We start from the raw sequence: 18665 nt of genomic DNA, 5'->3' as shown, positions 1-18665 counted from the left end.
GTTGCTACTAAAACTTAAAAACTATGAAGCTTAAGACTATACTTGCCTTTGCCCTCAGCCTGGGGCTGTTCCAGGCTCAGGCCCAACTTGCCGCTACAGCAGATACCATTCCGACAAAGCAAGGGCCTTTGGTGGTGCAGCCCGTAACCCATGGGTCGCTGGTGCTGAACTACCAGGGCAAAAACGTGTATGTGGATCCCTACGGAGGAGCCGAACTGTATGCTGGGCTTGCCAAGCCTGACCTGATCCTGATCACCGACATTCACGGCGACCACATGGACCCTAAAACACTGGGCGCTTTGCAAACTTCGGGTGTGAAAATGGTGGTGCCACAGGCCGTTGCCGACCAGCTGCCGGAGCAGTACAAGCAGCAGTTGGTTGTGCTGAAGAATGGAGAGAGCAGCACCCAGCAAGGCATAAAGGTCATGGCTGTCCCCATGTATAACCTTCCTGAGAGTGCAGATGCCAAGCACGTTAAAGGGCGCGGCAACGGTTATATACTTGAAATGGGCGGCAAGCGCGTGTACATCTCCGGCGATACCGAGGGAACCCCGGAAATGCGCAAGCTGAAGAACATTGATGTGGCCTTTGTAAGTATGAACCTGCCCTACACGATGGATGTGGATCAGGCGGCCGATGCGGTGCTTGATTTCAAGCCAAAGGTAATTTACCCATATCACTACCGGGGCCAGAACGGGCTAAGCGATGTTGATTCGTTTAAAACCCAGGTGAATGCCAAGAACAAGCAGATCGATGTGCGATTAAAAGACTGGTACCCGGCGCAATAATAGCCTTTCAATAACAAGTATAAGCAGGAAAGCCCGGAGTATATTCTCCGGGCTTTCCTGCTGTATAATGGCTGCGTGCTTTACGGATTGGTAGACCAGATGCTGGCCTCTTTCACAAAAACACGGCGATTTAGCTTTAGCTGGGATATTATCATTTCGGCAAAATCATCTGCTTGCATCACGCGCTCCGGATTGCCGTCCGTCAGGTTCAGGTCGATGGCCATGTCCGTGGCGACGGTGCTGGGAGTGAGGGTGCTCACGCGGATGTTGTGCTTGCGTACTTCCTGCATCAGCGATTCGGACATACCAATCAAGCCAAATTTGGAGGCGCTGTAGGCACTGGTCACGGCGGCACCTTTCTGGCCGGCAGTAGAGGAAACATTAATAATATCGCCCGTCTGCCGCTCAATCATTTCCGGAAGCACCGCACGGGTAACATAGTAGGGGCCCATTAAGTTAATTTTGATGATGCTTTCCCATTTATCCGGCTCCAGCTCCAGAAACTTCCCAAAGGCACCCACACCGGCGTTATTGATGAGTATATCGACTGCTCCCAGTTGTTCGCGTGCTTGCGCTACAGCCTGGTTCACAGCGTTAATGTCTGTCACGTCAGCCGTTATAACGGCTGCATGTACGCCTTTATCCTGTACTTCTTTGGCAACTGCTTCCAATTGGCTGGTAGTGCGGGCCAGCAGGCCTACATTCACGCCTTCAGCAGCCAATGCCAGGGCAATAGCACGCCCGATACCTTTTCCGGCGCCGGTAACCAAGGCGTTTTTTCCTTTTAATGATTCCATAGGTTTTATCTTTTCAATGTTTGTAGCTACAAATATACTTGATTTCTTTCCTTTTGTTCATTTGAAGTTTGGTTTTGGATGTGCGGGAATAGCTACATTTACAATAAATCAGGAGTGCCAACCCCATACAAAATTCAAAACAAAGGCAGCTGAAGCAGGGTCTGCCGTGCAGGTAATGCTTAACTGGATTAACAAGTATAAAAGGATTGAACAAGTAGGCAGCGCTAATGGTACTAGAAAGGACTATCGACTGTGTGCCATGAATCATGAAGACCCCATTGTACTGACACTGCAGCTGGATGAAGTTAGCTTCCAATATTTCAACAATCAGCGGCAGCTATACTTTCCGCCGGAGCGCAACTTCCTGAAGGCGCACCTAACTTTGTTTCACCATCTGCCATCCGAGCATTTCCCCCAGGTACAGCAGGTATTGGAGCAAGCAGCTCAAGAGCTGCAACCACTTCCGCTAAAGGTGACAGCAGTTAAATCTATGGGGAAAGGAGTCGCTTATACATTAGAAAGTCATGCATTGCAACAGTTGCACCTGCGCTTGCAGCAGCGCTGGCAGCCGTGGCTCACGGCACAGGACAAGCAGAAACTATGGCCGCACGTAACCGTGCAGAACAAGGTGCTCCCACAACAGGCAAAGGCGCTACAGGCACAGTTGCAGGAACAGTTCTCGACCTTCACTGCAACCGGTATCGGATTCCAGGTGTGGGCGTACAAAGGGGGGCCGTGGGAACTGCTGCAAGAGATTTCATTTATAGGAGTAGAGAGCCTTTAGCTAAACCAACGTCAGAGCATGCCGCAGTTGCTGCAGGTAGGCTTCGTTTTGCTGCACAGGTTCTCCGTTTATACTTGCGATGCCTCTGATACCCGTTACATTCGCCGCGAAAACAACATCGGCTTGTAGCAATGTTTCCGGCCCCTGCAGCACCTCACGCACCGGCTGCTGCTGGGCAGCACACCAGCGCAAAATGTTCCTACGCACAATGCCGTTCACGCAGCCACTGAGCAAATCAGGAGTATAAAGCACCTCATCTAGCAGCCAGAATATTGTTGAGGACTGAAGTTCCGCCACATAGCCCTCCGTAGATAGGAGCAGCATGTCTTCCTTTATGGTGGCTTGTTTTTCCAGACCCGCCAACACGTACAGCGGGGCATTCGGACCTTTAAAGTGCGAAACCGACGAATAGGCTGTACGCACTTGCTGGCAAATTCCTATGTGCAACGCTTTAGTGGAAAAAGGTGAAGCAGGCGCTACAGTGGCCAGCCAGTTTACCGCAGTTGTGGTTGGGGTGTACAAACCCCCACCTGCCCGCCATACTTTCAGTTTCAGGCGTCCATAGGCTGCAGCGTTTTCCTGCTGCGCCAGTTGCAGCAGCTTATGTTGAAAATCAGCCGCAAAGAAAAAGTCTGGCAGCTCAAGTTGTAAAGCATTCGCAGCCTCAAGCATACGTTGCTGGTGATCAAGCCAGAACCTGATTCGGCCATTCTGCACGATGGCAGTTTCAAAAAAACCGTCGTTGTACTGGAAGGCGCGGTCGGAGTGGGGCAGGCGCAATTCTTCCGACTGCTGCTGTTGCCCGTTGTAAAGTATAAACAAGGTGCCGGTTTTTGAGTTAAAGTATAAAGGTAAGCGTATGGATTCATATTTGCTCAACCCTCCAACGCACAGTTACCAGAGCCCTTAAGAGATCAATCTTTAAAATTAACTACTCATGATAAACCGAACCCTACTGCTGCTCTTGTCTACCTTCTTTCTTTTTACTTCCTGCTCAGAGGCTACCAACACCGACCGCTCGCAGGCGGCAGGAGAGGAGCTCCAAACCATGAATATTGATACCGCAGGCCTGGCTAAAGCTACTTTTGCCGGCGGCTGTTTCTGGTGCACCGAGGCTTATTTTGAAAGGCTGAATGGCGTGGAGGCTGTCCTATCAGGCTATTCCGGCGGCACACAACCGAACCCGACTTACGAGGAGGTAAGCTACGGCAGAACAGACTACGCAGAGGCGGTACAAGTATACTATCACCCGGATCAAATAAGCTATGAGAAGCTGGTAGAGGTGTTTTTTGCCACCCACGACCCCACCACACTTAACAGACAGGGCCCAGATGTCGGGGAGCAGTACCGCTCTGTGGCTTTTTACAGAACACCCGAAGAAAAGAAGATTATCGAAAAGGAGATACAGCAACTACAGAACGCTAAAATATACGCCAATAAAATTGTGACCTATGTAGAGCCATTCAAGAAGTTTTGGCCCGCCGAGGCCTATCACCAGGACTACTACCGCATCAACCCGAACGACCCATATGTGGTGTCGGTGGCACAGCCGAAGGTAAAGAAGTTTGAGGCCCGCTATAAGGATCTTTTAAAGCCAGCGTACGTGAAATAAACGTTTGGTTATCATTTTGGCTGTCTTACCCGTAATAAGGACCTAAGTATTTTTTGACATCAAACACAAAATAAAACTATGGACTTTATTATTAACTTATTAGTTACAGCAGTCATTATCTTACTAATGGCTTATGCGTTGTCGTCAGTACACGTTAAAAGTTTCTGGACAGCTCTATGGGTTGCATTTCTTACTGCAATTTTCACAGCTACCATCGGGTGGCTGCTGGGTGGTTTGCTTAACCTGGTTACTTTCTTCCTTCTAGAGGCTATCGTTGGCTTAATCGTAACAGCGCTTATGTTAAAGCTAGTCGACAAATTGGTTGGGAATTTTAAAATAGATGGTTTTCTACCAGCTTTTTTGATTGCAATTGCAGTTGCCGTTGCTTTAGCCATAGTTGGCTACTTACGTGGCGATAATACGGAAGAGTATGCTTTGCAGCAGGACCATCAAAACAGAATAGAGCAAGTAATGGCTTGAGTAGCCTTGAATAGTTGATAAAAGCCTGTGCTGTCTTCGAGAGCACAGGCTTTTAATTTATAAGTTATAAGAAGTTGTCGGGGGAGAATCGTTTTGGACGATTCGGAATAAATAAATGTAGTTATACTTCATTATTTAGCTGTTTTTCGAGTATTTTAGAGCAGAAAAAATGCTGTAGATGTTACAATTAGTTTATTTAAGCGCTGCCATTAAAATCATGCCTGATGAGGAATTGCACTCCTTGTTGGCACAATCGAGAAGCAACAACGAGCGGTCAGGTATTACGGGTATACTGCTTTACCACGACGGTAATTTTATTCAGGTGCTGGAAGGGGAGGAAGTGCAGGTGATGAATCTATACTATAGAATTGAGCAGGATAGCCGCCACCGAGGCATTATTAAGCTTTTCAGTTCGCATATAAGCCAACGCGATTTTCCTGATTGGTCTATGGGGTACAAATCTTTATCGGCCCGCGAATACAACGAGGCCCTCGGTTACTTGGACCTAGCTAATACCAGTTCATTATCGGCTAAAGAAACTAATAACGAAAGAGAGGCTTTTACACTGCTCAAAATTTTCGCTGAAACTAATATTCCTGGTTACAGGTAGATCTTTTGAAGTATAAATGTCATAAACGCAAAAGACCTGCACCAAATCAACAGTGCAGGTTTTTCTGTTAAACCAGGTGCAGATAAGATCTTAGCCGAGCTTTAAAAATGGCATTTATCAGAAGTCAAAAAAGTCGCTTAAGAAAGATTCTTTTTTCTTGTGAGGGTGCTTTTTGTGTTGCTCATGGCTATGACTGCGGTCGCCATAGCCGTAGCGTTTGGAGTCTGAGTCATAGTTTTCCTTTTTGGAATAATGATCCGCAGAACGCTCCATAATTTTTTCCAGTTCACCGCGATCCAGCCAGATGCCACGGCAATTAGGGCAGTAATCAATCTCAACTCCGTTCTTGTCGCTCATGAGCAACGTTTCATTGCAGTTCGGGCACTTCATAATTTTATCTTTTGATGTATACTTCAAGATACCTAATATCTGATTGAAAGGCGACGATTAATGTATTTCATTCTCTTACTTAACATAAAGTACATTATGAGTGACACTTTAAATAGATGAAATTCATCGTACATTATAAGTCTTATAATTTATATTATGTTAAGTAACGTTTCTCTGCACCAGCTTATGCTTCTTAAGTATGCTATTTAGATCCAGTACCTCTTCCACATTCCGCTACAACAAAAAAAAGGAGAAGCTTTTCGGCTTCTCCTTTTTTTAAAAAATCTTTTCAGATTTAGCTGTTTAATTTAGCGGACATCTTCTCTGCTTCAGCCTTGCGGCCTAAACGCGTGTACGCATTCATCAGGTTCTGAATCGTTGCCTTATCGTCTGGCTTAATCTCGTGTGCTTTTTCAAAGTATGGCACTGCAGCCTGGTAAAACTTCTTCGCTTCAGCTTCAAGGGCTTTGCCTTTCTTCTGGTAAGTAGCATAGTCCATCTTAGCAGCTCTGTTATTTACTTCAGCACCGGCATTGAACTCAAGCACGCCCAGGTTGTAGTAAGCATCGAAGTTGTTTGGATCAGCCTGAATGGCTTTCTGATAAACCTCTCTTGCACCTTTAAAGTCCTTCTTACGCTCCAACAGGTTTCCTTTCACGGCGTACAAGCTGGCGTTCTGCGGATCAGCGGCAATGGCTTTGTCTAACTTAGACATGGCCTCATCCGCACGGTCGTTCTTAAGATAATATTTCAGTTCCTCCTGCATCAGGTACACGCTGTTCGGATGATCTTTCAAACCGCTGGCCAACGCTGTCATCACTACGTCGTCAGTTGCTTCTGACGCCTGCAGCAACTGAACTTTGGCTTTGTGAACATCCTCTGTCTTGTGGCCCATTTTCAGCAGCTCATCGTAAAAAGAGATTGCCTGCTTGTAGTTGTTATCAGCTGTAGAGGCATACGCAGCGTACAAAACGGCTGTGGTGTCTGTAGGGCTGATCTTATGTGCCAATTCATACTTGGAGATGGCATTCGGCCAGTCCTGGTTGTTATGAAACTCCACGGCTTGGTTCAGTACCTGGCCGTACAGCATTTCCTTGCGCTCCGGCACCTGCTTGCCAAATTCACCGTCTTTGCCGTCCAGTTCAAGCGTTTTGTCAAAAGACTCCAGTACAACAAGCGGGGTTTTTTCGTCTGTCATTTTGCCATAGATCGGATTGCCGATCATGTCCTGAAGTATAACGCCACGGTAAAACCAGGTTTTTGGCTTGTCCTGTGTCTTTTTGTGTGTCGTTGCTTTTTCTATATCTGTCAGCGCTTTATCCAGTGTACCGTTCTTGTGGTTTAGAATGGCACTGTTGACAGCTGAATTCTGTGCACTTGCAACCGATATTGTGGCGGCTGCCAAGGCTGTAAAAAGTACTTTTTTCATACTTTAGTTTAATTGTTTGTGGTTGTTCTTAACGTATAAAGCCTTAAAATAATTCGTTTTGATAAATTTAGGCCTCTTCCGAATCCTCTTCTGCTTTTTCAGGATCAATCATAGCATCCGGGTTCAGTGTATCTTCCGGCAACGGCTCTGATTGCTCCAGCACCATTTCTGCTGCCTCCTGCTCCACCTCTTCCTCGGCATCCACCTGCGCCACAGATGAAATCTGGTCGCCATCGTTCAGCTTGATCAGCCTTACGCCCTGCGTTGCACGACCGATTACACGTAAATCCCCTACACGCAAACGGATAGTAATGCCCGAACGATTAATGATCATCAAGTCATCTGTGTCCGTAACGCCTTTGATGGCTACCAGGCTGCCTGTTTTCTCTGTTACGTTCATGGTTTTTACACCCTTTCCGCCCCGGTTGGTAATACGGTATTCCTCCAGAAGCGAACGTTTACCGAAGCCATTTTCTGAAACTACCAGCAGGTCTGTGTTCTCGTTTTCTACACAAACCATACCAATAACCTTATCGTCTGGTCCGGCAAGTGTTACGGCCCGCACACCGGCGGCTGTTCTGCCCATTGGGCGCACCTGAGTTTCGTTGAAACGAATAGCCCTGCCCGACTTCAGCGCAATGATGATTTCGCTGCTGGTATTCGTCAGCTGCACGTCCAGCAATCTGTCGCCGTCGTTGATGGAAATGGCGTTGATACCGTTGGTTCTTGGGCGGGAGTACGCCTCCAGCACAGTTTTCTTGATCGTACCCTGCTCTGTAATGAAAACCAGGTTGTGGTTAAGCACATAATCCTGGTTTTTCAGGTCATGCACGTTCATCACAGCGCGCACATTGTCGTCTTTTTCTATCTGCATCAGGTTCTGGATAGCGCGGCCTTTGGTGGTCTTCCCTCCTTCCGGAATCTCATACACCTTTAGCCAGAACACGCGGCCAAACTCTGTAAAGAACAGCATGTGGTGGTGCGTATTGGCCACAAAAAGGTGCTCCGTGAAATCACTTTCCTTGGATGCGGCCACTCCCCTCGAGCCGAAACCACCGCGGCTCTGGCTGCGGTATTCGTTCAGCGAAGTACGCTTGATATAGCCTTCGTGCGAGATGGTGATCACCATGTTCTCCTCCGGAATCATGTCCTCGTAAGAGATATCGCCTGTGCTGGCCTCAATACCTGTGCGGCGTGCGTCGCCGTAGCGGTCTTTTATTTCAGTTAGCTCATCTTTGATGATCTGCATTCTGCGGCTTTCATTTGCCAGAATGTCATTGAGATCATCTATGGTGTTCATTAGATCCTGGTACTCCTGCTGAATCTTGTCGCGCTCCAGACCTGTCAGTCGCTGCAGACGCATATCAAGTATGGCACGTGCCTGGATCTCGGATAACTGGAACCGCTCGATTAAGCCGTTGCGGGCAATCTCAGGGTCACGGGAAGAGCGAATCAGGTTGATTACCTCATCAAGATTATCCAGGGCAATAAGCAAGCCCTCGAGGATGTGCGCACGCTTTTTCGCCTCGTCCAGTTCGTACTGTGTTCTGCGGATAACTACCTCGTGGCGATGCTCCACAAAGTACTTGATCATGTCCTTCAGGTTCAGCGTCATGGGGCGACCCTTTACCAGAGCCACGTTATTTACACCAAACGAAGACTGCAGCGCCGTATACTTGTACAGGTTGTTCAGCACCACGTTCGGGATGGCGTCACGCTTCAGGTCGTACACAATACGCAAACCGTCGCGGTCCGACTCATCTCGCAAATCCGCAATGCCTTCTATTTTTTTCTCATTTACGAGCGCCGCCGTTTTCTCAATCAGCGTAGCTTTGTTTACCATGTACGGAATCTCCGTCACGATAATCTGCTCTTTGCCACTTGGAGTGGTCTCGAAGATGGCGCGGCCTCTCATCAGCACACGTCCCCGTCCTGTTTCAAACGCAGATTTCACGCCATCATACCCATGGATGATACCCCCTGTCGGGAAGTCGGGCGCCGTGATATGTTGCATCAGGTCCGCGATGGTGATGTCGTTGTCATCAATGTAAGCCACAATACCGTTCACCACCTCAGTCAGGTTATGCGGGGCCATGTTGGTGGCCATGCCTACTGCAATGCCCGAGGTGCCGTTAATCAGCAGGTTCGGGATCTTGGCAGGCATTACGCTTGGCTCCTTCAACGAGTCGTCGAAGTTGGGTACAAAGTCAACCGTATTCTTTTCCAGATCAGCCAACAGCTCATCGGCAATGCGCTTCAGGCGCGCCTCTGTATAACGCATGGCCGCCGGCGAGTCACCGTCTATAGAGCCGTAGTTACCCTGCCCGTCTACAAGCGGGTAGCGCAGCGACCATTCCTGGGCCATACGCACCATCGTCTCGTACACCGAGGAGTCGCCGTGCGGGTGGTATTTACCCAGCACTTCCCCCACGATACGGGCAGATTTTTTGTAGGCCTTGTTGTAGGATACCCCCAGTTCGGACATGCCGTAGAGCACGCGGCGGTGCACGGGTTTCAATCCATCCCGAACATCGGGCAAGGCTCTTGAAATGATAACAGACATTGAGTAGTCGATATACGCACCGCGCATTTCGTCTTCAATGTTGATCGGTATTATTCGTTCGCCTTCTCTCATGTTAAAAGGTCAAAATTAATTTAAAAGGTGGTTGTGTTTGAAAAGGCAAGTTAGCCAAAAAAGGCTTTTGCCTATATAGCTTAATTCTTATTTCTGCTCTTATCGCTCTTGCGGTTGGCTTTTTCCTTGGATGTTTTGTCCAGGTCCTGCCCCATCTTCGGGTTTTGTTTTTTCCAGAAAGGTCTTCCCCTATACTCACCCTCGCCGTGTGGGTGCACCATGCGCACCTGGCAAGCACCTATCGGACAGGCAGGTTTACAGGAGAAGAGAGAAGCGGAAATAAGCGCAATGCTAAGTATGAATAGCTGCCGTTTTTTTGCCATGAAGTTCGGTTTAAAAGAGCCCCGATAAATTGTAAGGTTCTCAAATCCACATCTTACAAAAATAAGCATTTATACTGATATACCCTATATTCCGGCGCTATTATTCCACCTTTTACCGATGTGTCCCGGTGCTAGAGCGGGTGAAATCCGTTGATGGTAAACCCGCCGTCCACCGCCACGGTTTGCCCGGTGATATAGGCCGCTGCCGGCAGGCAGAAAAAGGCGACTGCACCGGCCACATCCTCCGGTTTTCCCACCTGTTGCATGGGCGTGCGGCTTATCACGTTGTTGTAGAATTCCTCATTCTGCAGCACCGTCTGTGCCAGTGGTGTGCTGATGTACCACGGCGCCACGGCATTTACCCGAATGCCGTCTTTCGCCCACTCCACTGCCAGGTTTCGGGTTAACTGAGTCAGCGCCGCCTTCGTCATGCCGTAAATGCTGCCGGTGCGCACATGCACCAAGCCGGCCACAGAAGTTACGTGCACAATATTTGCCTGCTCGGCCTGCTGCAACAGTGGGTACAGCAGCCTATTCAACTCAAAAGCGGATCGCAGGTTGGTTTGCATGATGAAATCATACTCATCTGAAGCGTATTCGGCAGTGGGTTTGCGGATGTTCGTGCCTGCGTTGTTGATGAGGATGTCCAGCGGGCCCCACTCCTGCTTCACCCAATCTGCCAGGGCTGTCCGGCCTTCCGCCTTGCTCACGTCAGCCGAAAGTGTTTGCAGTCGTTCGGGGTATTGTGCTGCCAACTGCTGCAAGTCCTCCTGCTTGCGCGCCACGGCCAGCACCTCAGCGCCCAGGTCTATGAACTCTTTTACAATTGCGGCGCCAATTCCTTTGGAGCCTCCCGTTACCACTGCTTTTTTGCCCGTGAGCATCCATCTGTTATTTGTCATCTTGTCTGTTGCTGTTGTATGTTTATTTAAGTTGAAGGTGGCTAAATATAATATTTATTTAAACCTACCACATTTTTGGATTACGCATAAGCAGGAACAGCATACAAGGAACCTGCAAAAAGTATGGCTGGCCAAGCTGAAACAGCTCCTGAAAAAGAGCGGTATTTTGTTTATATTGAACTTGGTTTAGATCAGTTTTTCCAAGTTTTAAATTAAGCTATGAAAAAGGTTATACTTGTTCTTCTGTTAGCCGCTACTGTACAGCAGGTGTCGGCACAGGCAAATAAGAACACATTTCTGGAGGGAGCAGCAGCAGAACGAAATTTTCAGGATCTGAAAAAGCTCACCACCACAACAGGTACTGTGCAGACATATGACAACCGCTACAAAGGCATCAAGGGGAGCCCTTTTTTCTGGAACAACTGGGGCAAAGGAAACCTGCAGATTGGGGATAAGGAATTTGAAAACATAACCGCGAAGTATAATGTGCAGGAGGATGAAGTATGGTACCAGGATGCGAAGGGGAATGCATTCATACTTCCTGCCACACAACTCACCTCCTTTGCCCTAACCGACACTCTGGGGCTTCGAACAATATCTTTCAAGAGGCTGCCCCGCGTAGGGCAGCTCGAGCCAGCCCTGGCCAATAAATTACTGGCTGTATTGCACGAGGGGCCAAGAAGCCAGTTGGTGCTGGCCCCTCAGAAGAAGCTGCTTAAAGCTGATTATAAAGGCCCTTACAGTGCCGGACGCGAATTTGATCAGATAATTGATGTCGCTGACTACTTCCTGCTTTTCGGAGAGAGAAACGTGCAGAAGATAAAACTGAACAAGCGCAGTTTCCTGAAAGCCCTACCCGCCAACCAGGCTCAAGTAGAGGACTTCGTTAAGGTGAACAACATCGATTTAAATACAGAATCAGGTTGGGTAAAAGCCCTTGCCATCTTTGAAACGCTTTAAAAATATTAAATAAATAGCGAAAGGCACCTACCTAGGGCCTTTCGCTATTTATGACCTGTAATGCGGCGCCAGTATGCCAGCAGGTATGCCTTATCGATTTTAGGACGGTTGTTGATCTCCTCAAACTCCAGTTCACCCTGTGGGTTCTGCCATACTTTGTACACAAACACATAGCTCCCGCCACCGTCACGCCAGTTATCGAATTTACCAAAGCGCAGGTCATTAATTAAAATTCCCTTATCTGCAGCTTTCTCAACAGTATAATAGCCCTTTGTAAGTTCCATAAGGCGCTCCAACTTCGGGTGTCCCCGATAGGCTGTAAGCAGCTCCTTATGCTGTTGCTCGTAAGTATAATCAACTTGTTCATCCTTATCCAGCAGCGAATAAAAGCCGTTGTGAAAGCCAAGGGAATCTTTCGCTGTGACAGACCAGAACAAGGTATTCATGGGGGTAGGCTTGCTGATGTAGGAAGTGTAGACAATCCCCTGCCGCTCCATTGCATCTGTAAAAACCTCATCCGCAATGCTTTTGGCAACGAAAGACCAAAACAGGTAAGCCGTGCTGATGGCAAGGCCAGCGTAGTTCAGGTACCGGCGTTTTGGGTTGTACCTGCTGTGAAAAGCAGCCGCCAGCGAAAAGCCTAGGAAAGGCACCGTATACAGCGGGTCCACTACAAAGATGTTGTAAAAAGCAACCCCATAAGTGCTGAAGGGCCAGAAGAGCTGTGTGCCCCAGGTGGTACAACTGTCTAAGAGGGCGTGGGTGGTAAAGCCGAGGAAAAACAGGAGCGTCCAGTCCGCGAGGGTTGCCGGTTTTGCCCTGTACCACCTTTTGAGGAGCCAGCCGAGAACGGGAGAAACAAGCACCGCAAAGAGAAGTGAATGGGTCAGGGAGCGGTGAAACGTCAGCTGCTGCACGGTATCCAACCACGGGTTTAGCAGCACATCCAAATCAGGAATGGTGCCCGCTATGGCTCCCCAAACCATAGCTTTGTTTCCCAGTTTCCTGCCTGCCACCGCATCTCCTACCGCGGCCCCCAATACTATCTGCGTCAACGAATCCATATTAAATTCAATTTACATGCTCTTGTGCGCGCAGCAGCTTTTGTAACTAAGGCGGCACCGCAAAAGTATACACAAACTGTTTTGCACCCTACGCCCACGGCACTTTATGAATGAAACCATACTCCTCGTAATCGGCATCATTTTAATTCTCTCCGTCAGCATCGACCTTGTCTATACTACCTTCTCGCCGCGCGGGGCTGGCTTGATTAGCAGTACGATTGCCACCTTGATCTGGCGCTCAATTTTCTGGACAAGCCGTTATTTTAATTACAAGAAAATCCTAACAGTAGCAGGCGTCATTATTGTTATGTCGGTGCTGGTAGGCTGGGTGCTGTTGCTGTGGGCAGGCAATGTGCTGATTTATCTATCCGACACAGAGGCTGTGGTTAACACCACTACCAAGGTTCCGGCCGATCTTGCCCAACGCGTTTATTTTACAGGCTATACCCTCTCTACACTGGGCAACGGAGACTTTGCGGCGGGCTCCGATGGCTGGCGCATTTATTCATCCTTCATTTCATTTTCCGGCCTGATTATGATCACCATTGGAATATCTTACATGGTGCCGGTGCTCTCTGCCGTAACAGCACGTCGTGCCATTAGCATACGCATTGCCAGTATTGGACACAGCCCGCAGGAGATGCTGCTGAACAACTGGGATGGAAAAGATTTCAAGATGCTGAATCTGCATTTCAATAATCTGGCGCAACCGTTGGCGGAACAGGGACAAATGCACTTAGCCTACCCGGTGCTCCACTTCTTTCATCACACAGATAAAGTGGCGGCCATACTGCCCAATGTGGCCGCTCTGGACGAGGCGATAACGCTCCTGCTGCTTTTCGTGCCTGAAGACAAGCGCCCCAGTGATCAGGCGCTGATTCCCCTGCGCCAGGCGATTACCACCTTTCTAGGCTCCCTGACCGCGCTGTTCCTCGAGCCCGAAACGGTAACGGAACCAAGCTATGATATCAGCAAACTGCAGGCGGCAGGTATTCCTATTCAAAAACCCGATCTGTACCGCATCAGTAAGCTTAGCCAGCGCCGCCGTACGCTCCAGGCCATGCTCCTTTACGATGGCTGGGAATGGGAGGAGATCTGCGCCCCCATACTTGACTCTAACATGGACTTGCCCGAAATGCTTTAGCGGATGATCGGCATGCGCTCAAACTCCTTTGTACGATCGAAAAGGTAGCGGTAGGTGGCATGGGTTTTATAAATACGGCCGCCCACCTGTTCTACCACCTTCATCATTTTAGGGTTAAAATCGCCGATCCAGTTCATTTGCAGATCCTGGTAAGGAATGCTTTTGTTGTAAATGATCTTCTCGCCTGCCGCTACCACCATGGCGGCCTCCACGCCTTTTCCCTGGTGTTCGGGCGCAATACCGAACACGATGCCATACATGGTGGTACAGGCGCCGCGCCAGCGGTGGAACAGCAGCTTTACCTTTCCCCATGCATCCAGTTTTCCATTCACGTACTGGAATAACTGGTTTAACTCAGGAATGGCAATAAAGAAACCCACCGGCTCCTCATCATAGTAACTGAACCACATGATGCGCTCGTCCAGAATTGGCTTCAGCGAGTTCATGATAGAGGCAGCCTGCGCCTCGCTCATTTCCTTTACGCCCTCATGCTTTGCCCAGCCTTTGTTGTATACGATACGGAAATCCTCGGTAAACTTTTTTAGCTCCTTCTTCTGGATATGCTTAAAATGATAACGGGGATCCTGGTGAATGCGCTTTGCCTTCTCGTGGTACTCCGTCGGCAGTTCATCGTGTACCGTTCGGTAGTATGTAAACTGCTTAAAGTATAGCTGGAAACCATAGTTCTCCAGGAGTGCCTGGTAATAGGGGAAATTGTAGGGCATGCAGTAGGTAGGCTTGTAAAAGCCATCGAGCAGCACCCCCCACCACCTGTCGCGTTCACCAAGGTTAATAGGGCCATCCATGGCCTCCATGTCACGTGCCTGTAACCAGTCCCGGCAGGCATCCAGCAGCATGTTGGCTGCGGCCTGATCATTAATGCAGTCAAAAAAGCCCATACCACCCGTGGGCTGCTTGCCGGTTTTAGCTGTTTTACGGTTGATGAAAGCGGCAACCCTCCCAATTGATTTGCCATACCCATCCTGCAAAATCCAGCGGATGGCATCGCCGTTGCGCAACAGTTTGTTTTTCTTGGGGTCGAAAACATTGTTGATGTCCTTATCAAGGGGGCGGATATAATTCGGGTCGTTTTTGTATAGCCGAACCTGCACCATCAGGAATTCCTGTGCCAGTTCCGGGGAGTTTACCTCTATCAGTTGCATAGCGTGTGTCGTATCAGAACTGCTAAATAAGCTATTATCTGCAAGAAAAGGAAGTATGGGTCTAAGAGAGCCGGAACTTTGAAGGGTAAGGCAGAAATTTGCGGAAGCAGCCAGGGAATCATGGTGCCTTAAGCTTGTTTCTTCCTGCCTACTTATTTCCGATATCTATCAGGAAACGGCGGGCTATCAAAAGTAGAAGTGATAAAAGGCAGCAGGAGGTGCTGCCTTAGGAAATATAAAAAGCAAAAAGCCTCCAGATTTCTCTGAAGGCTTTTATGTTAATGAGCCCCCTGCCGGGATCGAACCAGCGACCTACTGATTACAAGTCAGTTGCTCTACCAGCTGAGCTAAGGAGGCTTGTACTGTTTTATTCTGAAAAGCAACTGCAGTACAGACAATTGCTTTTGGGATGGAGCCCCCTGCCGGGATCGAACCAGCGACCTACTGATTACAAGTCAGTTGCTCTACCAGCTGAGCTAAGGAGGCTTTAAATTTTATGCTGCTTTATTGTTTTAAAGCGATGCAAAGGTAGGCGTAAGATTTTATTATGCAAATAGTGAAGGAGAATTTTTCGCCTGACTTTCGTTAAGATTTTGAAAGTCAGGCGAAAAAAATCAGCCTCTGAAGGCATTCAGCTGCTGCTGCAGTAAATCAATGCGTTTTTGTGCGTCTGCAATGCGGCCTTCATACTCTGCGCGCAGCTTATCGGCATTCTTTGAGCGGGCAAAGAAGTCGATGTTTGTTTGCAGCGTCTGAATATCGTTCTGCAAATGCGTGATCTCCCGACGGATGTGGTTCTCGCGCTGCTGCAGCTTTTGGCCTGCATCCGGGCTGTGCTTCAGGCGCTCCACCTGCAGCTTCACCAACATCTCCGTGCGCTGCTCCAGACTTAACTCGGGCACGCGCTCCAGGTACTTGCCCATCAGGGAGATAAACTTATCCTCCACTTTCGGGCTGTTGCGCTTGCTGCTCTGGTCTGTTTCGCGCCACTGCTGCAGTACTTCATCATACTCCGCCATGGAGCCAGTGGCATTTGGCTGCGCAAGCTTTTCTGCCACTCTGTCACAGATAGCCATTTTCTCGGCTGATAATTTCTCCAGCTCAGCCGAACGGCTCTGCTCCTGGGTTTGCTTCCGGTCGAAGAATTCGTTGCAGGCAGTGCGGAAACGCTGCCATATTTTATCAGAGTATTTATCAGGTACGCGGCCAACGGTTTTCCAGCGCTTCTGCAGCTGTATCAGCTTTTCCTTTGTCTCATTCCAATCGGTGCTGTCTTTTAGCGCTTCGGCTTCCTCGCACATTTCCGTTTTTAGGCGGAGGTTTTGCAGCTTCTGCTCATCCAGTGCTTTGAAAAACTGGTTTTTGTGCAGGAAAAAGGCTTTGTAGTTGCTCCAGAAAGTCTTGTTCACTTCCTCGGCATACTCCTTCGGTACAAGTCCGGCCTTATCCCATTCTTCTTTCAGTTTCTGTATCTCATCTGTCTTGTCGCGCCACTCGTTGATGCGGTCCGTGGTGAAGGTGGCATAGGGCTGCAGGCGCTCCAGCAGCCCACGCTTTACGGCCATGTTCTGCGTTTCGCGCTGGTTGCGCTCCTCGTTGTAAGAGCGGCGCTTTTCGTGCACCTTTTCCGAGGCCTTGATAAATCGCTCCCAGATAGGATCGCGCTGCTCGTTTGGCACTGGTCCAATGTTTTTCCACTCCTCGTGCAGGTGCCGAAGCTCAGCCAGGGCCTTGTTTATACTTTGCTCTTCCTGCAGTGCCTCGGCCCGCTCCACCAGTTGCGTTTTCGCTTCCAGGTTACGTCTGCGGTCCAGCTCCTTCATCTCGAAGAACATGCTGCGGTTGTTGTAGAAGATGTCGAGCAGGGCATGATACGAATCCCACAGCTCCTGCGCCTCCCCACCCGGCACTTGGCCAATGGACTTCCACTCTTCCTGCAGCCGCTTCAGCTCGTCGTTGCTGTTCTTTGTCTCGGCAGACTCTACTAATTGGCGGAGCTGAGCCAGTATTTGCTTTTTGCGCTCCAGGTTGGTTTTGCGTTGCACCTCCTGCGACTGCCGCTGCTGGTGCCGCGCGTCACGGTAAGAGACAAGCAGTTTCTCCAGGTCCTGGTGCTCATTGGAAGTATGATAGTCGAAGTCTTCTTCGGTGCCGCCTTCTTCCTTAAATTTATCTAATGCCTGGTGGCGTTCAGCCTGAAACTTGAGGTCGTACTGCCGGTGAATTTCGTTTATAGTACGGTGGCGGCGCATAGAATCAGGTCCTTTCAGAACCGTCTGCAACTGTTGACGCAGCTCCTCCAGGCTTAGCTGGCTGTAATCCGTATGGTCCTCCTCTTCGTCATCGTGCTCATCATCCGGTTGCGTTGCTTCCGTTGCGTTTGGCTGCGTGGGATCCGCGGCAACTGGCTGAGCAGGGGTTTCCGTTTCTGTTATGCCTGTTGGTGTTCCCGCCGCTACCGGTTCGGCAAGGGCCTGTGCTTCTGGCGTGGCAGGAGCCTCTTCCGTCATGACGGCGGTTGCCTCCAGTTCTGCCTGGATAATACTCTCTGATCTGGCCTCATCTTCCGGCGTAGACAAATCCGGGGAAATTTCAGGCTGCTCTTCCTTTGGCACAGCTTCGTGTGCCTGTGGGGTGGCTTCAGGAGTGCTCTCGGCACGCGCTGGTACTGGCTGCGGCTCGTTTTCCGCGCTATTTGGCTGCGCTGCAGAATTCTCCTGGTCAACAGGTTTGTTCATGTCAGCTCCGGTAGTGTCCATTGGGTCTTTATCAGTTGTCATGTCTACTTTATTAAGTACAAGGAATGCTAGTTCAGGCGCGGGTCGTCCGGGTAGTTGCTCAGCATCTTGAACTTGCCCCCCATCTGGCGAAGAATGCTCCGCCAAAGGGTTTCTGTCTCCAAATTAAATAATTTATTTGCAGCATTGTTATTTACAATCCAAACATTTTTGTCGATTTCCTCCTGCAGTTGCCCCGGCGTCCAGCCAGAGTAGCCCAAAAAGAAGCGGATATCATCCTTATCCACTAACCCTGTTTCGATCATAGTGCGCAGCAGTTCAAAGTCGCCGCCCCAGTAAATGTCTTCAGCCAGTTTCACCGCCTGAGGCAGGTCCGGGATGCGGTGTATGTAATGCAGGGTGTTGTACTGCACCGGCCCTCCAATGCCAAGCAGCATGTCAAAGTCATCGCTGAACACGTCCAGCACATCAGAGAGCATTAAGGTGGAGGCTCGGTTTAAAACGAGGCCAAAAGAGCCTTCTTCCTCATGGCTGCACAGCAGTACCACGCTGCGCTCAAAATTGGGATCCCCCATATAGGGTTCCGATATAAGTATGCTGCCGCTTTGCGGCTTCGTCAGCTTTTTATCTTCCATCAATCTGTCGTGTCTACACTCGTAAAACATGGGCAGAAGGGTGCTACTGCCTTAATTTACCTATTTTATACTTCTTACGCAAAGCATTCGATATAGTAGGAGTCGCGTAGGTCTAAATGCTGCCTGGTGGCTATAACTTCTGTTCAGTTGGGATGTTAGCAGCAGGTAGGGGAAGAAATGTTTAGCAGGAGCGGATTATTTTTTAAATTTG

18 protein-coding genes and 2 tRNA genes are annotated in these 18665 nt (G+C 49.2%); 7 read left to right on the top strand and 13 right to left on the bottom strand.

What is annotated here, in order from left to right:
• The first annotated feature begins 23 nt into the window (after window positions 1-23).
• Window positions 24-788 carry an MBL fold metallo-hydrolase gene (locus A0W33_RS19055; protein WP_068839673.1) on the top strand — a complete coding sequence of 255 codons (765 nt, stop codon included), beginning with the start codon at window positions 24-26 and terminating at the stop codon, window positions 786-788.
• Between the two features lie 80 nt (window positions 789-868).
• On the opposite strand, the gene A0W33_RS19050 is transcribed toward A0W33_RS19055, so the two are convergent.
• Window positions 869-1585, bottom strand: a complete 717-nt coding sequence (locus A0W33_RS19050; protein ID WP_068839672.1) for a 3-ketoacyl-ACP reductase — start codon at window positions 1583-1585, stop codon at window positions 869-871.
• A 259-nt stretch (window positions 1586-1844) separates the two neighbouring features.
• On the opposite strand from A0W33_RS19050, the gene A0W33_RS19045 reads away from it, so the two are divergent.
• Complete coding sequence (locus tag A0W33_RS19045; RefSeq protein WP_068840243.1) at window positions 1845-2369, top strand: 2'-5' RNA ligase family protein; 525 nt, start codon at window positions 1845-1847, stop codon at window positions 2367-2369.
• Here A0W33_RS19045 and A0W33_RS19040 read toward each other — a convergent pair whose 3' ends face one another.
• The gene (locus tag A0W33_RS19040; protein WP_172798140.1) at window positions 2370-3248 is read right to left on the bottom strand and encodes an aminotransferase class IV; all 879 of its coding nucleotides are present in this window, start codon (window positions 3246-3248) and stop codon (window positions 2370-2372) included. It abuts the gene before it with no gap.
• A 58-nt stretch (window positions 3249-3306) separates the two neighbouring features.
• On the opposite strand from A0W33_RS19040, the gene msrA reads away from it, so the two are divergent.
• From msrA to A0W33_RS19025, 3 genes are all read left to right on the top strand, one after another.
• Window positions 3307-3981 carry a peptide-methionine (S)-S-oxide reductase MsrA gene (gene msrA / locus A0W33_RS19035; protein WP_068839670.1) on the top strand — a complete coding sequence of 225 codons (675 nt, stop codon included), beginning with the start codon at window positions 3307-3309 and terminating at the stop codon, window positions 3979-3981.
• Between the two features lie 78 nt (window positions 3982-4059).
• Complete coding sequence (locus tag A0W33_RS19030) at window positions 4060-4461, top strand: phage holin family protein (RefSeq protein ID WP_068839669.1); 402 nt, start codon at window positions 4060-4062, stop codon at window positions 4459-4461.
• 178 nt (window positions 4462-4639) lie between these two features.
• The gene (locus A0W33_RS19025; protein WP_068839668.1) at window positions 4640-5071 is read left to right on the top strand and encodes a BLUF domain-containing protein; all 432 of its coding nucleotides are present in this window, start codon (window positions 4640-4642) and stop codon (window positions 5069-5071) included.
• A 117-nt stretch (window positions 5072-5188) separates the two neighbouring features.
• Here the strand turns inward: A0W33_RS19025 and A0W33_RS19020 are convergent, their stop codons facing one another.
• The 5 genes from A0W33_RS19020 to A0W33_RS19000 form a co-directional block, all read right to left on the bottom strand.
• A complete protein-coding gene (locus A0W33_RS19020) occupies window positions 5189-5461 on the bottom strand; it encodes a TFIIB-type zinc ribbon-containing protein (RefSeq protein ID WP_068839667.1) in 273 nt (90 codons plus the stop codon).
• Between the two features lie 295 nt (window positions 5462-5756).
• On the bottom strand, window positions 5757-6890 hold the full coding sequence (locus A0W33_RS19015; RefSeq protein ID WP_068839666.1) for a tetratricopeptide repeat protein: 1134 nt from the start codon (window positions 6888-6890) through the stop codon (window positions 5757-5759).
• 67 nt (window positions 6891-6957) lie between these two features.
• The gene (gyrA, locus tag A0W33_RS19010; protein WP_068839665.1) at window positions 6958-9525 is read right to left on the bottom strand and encodes a DNA gyrase subunit A; all 2568 of its coding nucleotides are present in this window, start codon (window positions 9523-9525) and stop codon (window positions 6958-6960) included.
• A gap of 80 nt (window positions 9526-9605) precedes the next feature.
• Window positions 9606-9848, bottom strand: coding sequence for a hypothetical protein (locus tag A0W33_RS19005; protein ID WP_068839664.1), 243 nt, complete (start codon window positions 9846-9848; stop codon window positions 9606-9608).
• A gap of 131 nt (window positions 9849-9979) precedes the next feature.
• Window positions 9980-10750 (bottom strand): SDR family oxidoreductase, encoded by a 771-nt coding sequence (locus A0W33_RS19000; protein WP_068839663.1) that lies wholly within the window; start codon window positions 10748-10750, stop codon window positions 9980-9982.
• 219 nt (window positions 10751-10969) lie between these two features.
• On the opposite strand from A0W33_RS19000, the gene A0W33_RS18995 reads away from it, so the two are divergent.
• Window positions 10970-11710, top strand: a complete 741-nt coding sequence (locus A0W33_RS18995) for a hypothetical protein (RefSeq protein ID WP_068839662.1) — start codon at window positions 10970-10972, stop codon at window positions 11708-11710.
• Window positions 11711-11754: 44 nt separating this feature from the next.
• Here A0W33_RS18995 and A0W33_RS18990 read toward each other — a convergent pair whose 3' ends face one another.
• A complete protein-coding gene (locus tag A0W33_RS18990; protein ID WP_068839661.1) occupies window positions 11755-12774 on the bottom strand; it encodes a metal-dependent hydrolase in 1020 nt (339 codons plus the stop codon).
• A gap of 106 nt (window positions 12775-12880) precedes the next feature.
• Here A0W33_RS18990 and A0W33_RS18985 point away from each other — a divergent pair, with 106 nt between their 5' ends.
• A complete protein-coding gene (locus tag A0W33_RS18985; protein WP_068839660.1) occupies window positions 12881-13918 on the top strand; it encodes a potassium channel family protein in 1038 nt (345 codons plus the stop codon).
• On the opposite strand, the gene A0W33_RS18980 is transcribed toward A0W33_RS18985, so the two are convergent.
• From A0W33_RS18980 to A0W33_RS18960, 5 genes are all read right to left on the bottom strand, one after another.
• Entirely contained in the window at window positions 13915-15081 is a 1167-nt protein-coding gene (locus A0W33_RS18980; RefSeq protein ID WP_068839659.1) for a hypothetical protein, read from the bottom strand. The two genes, A0W33_RS18985 and A0W33_RS18980, sit on opposite strands and share 4 nt — an antisense overlap.
• Window positions 15082-15365: 284 nt before the next feature.
• Window positions 15366-15438: transfer RNA gene (locus tag A0W33_RS18975), tRNA-Thr, on the bottom strand.
• Window positions 15439-15491: 53 nt separating this feature from the next.
• Window positions 15492-15567 (bottom strand) — tRNA-Thr (locus A0W33_RS18970).
• Between the two features lie 128 nt (window positions 15568-15695).
• Complete coding sequence (locus tag A0W33_RS18965; protein WP_068839658.1) at window positions 15696-17861, bottom strand: DUF349 domain-containing protein; 2166 nt, start codon at window positions 17859-17861, stop codon at window positions 15696-15698.
• A gap of 26 nt (window positions 17862-17887) precedes the next feature.
• Window positions 17888-18454: a YqgE/AlgH family protein gene (locus A0W33_RS18960; RefSeq protein ID WP_068839657.1), complete on the bottom strand. Its 567-nt coding sequence runs from the start codon at window positions 18452-18454 to the stop codon at window positions 17888-17890.
• Window positions 18455-18665: the final 211 nt, after the last annotated feature.

Origin of the sequence: Pontibacter akesuensis (assembly GCF_001611675.1) — a bacterium.
Lineage (GTDB): Bacteria > Bacteroidota > Bacteroidia > Cytophagales > Hymenobacteraceae > Pontibacter > Pontibacter akesuensis.
Note: the sequence above shows the minus strand (reverse complement) of the source record. Positions and strands in the feature narration are given on the sequence as shown.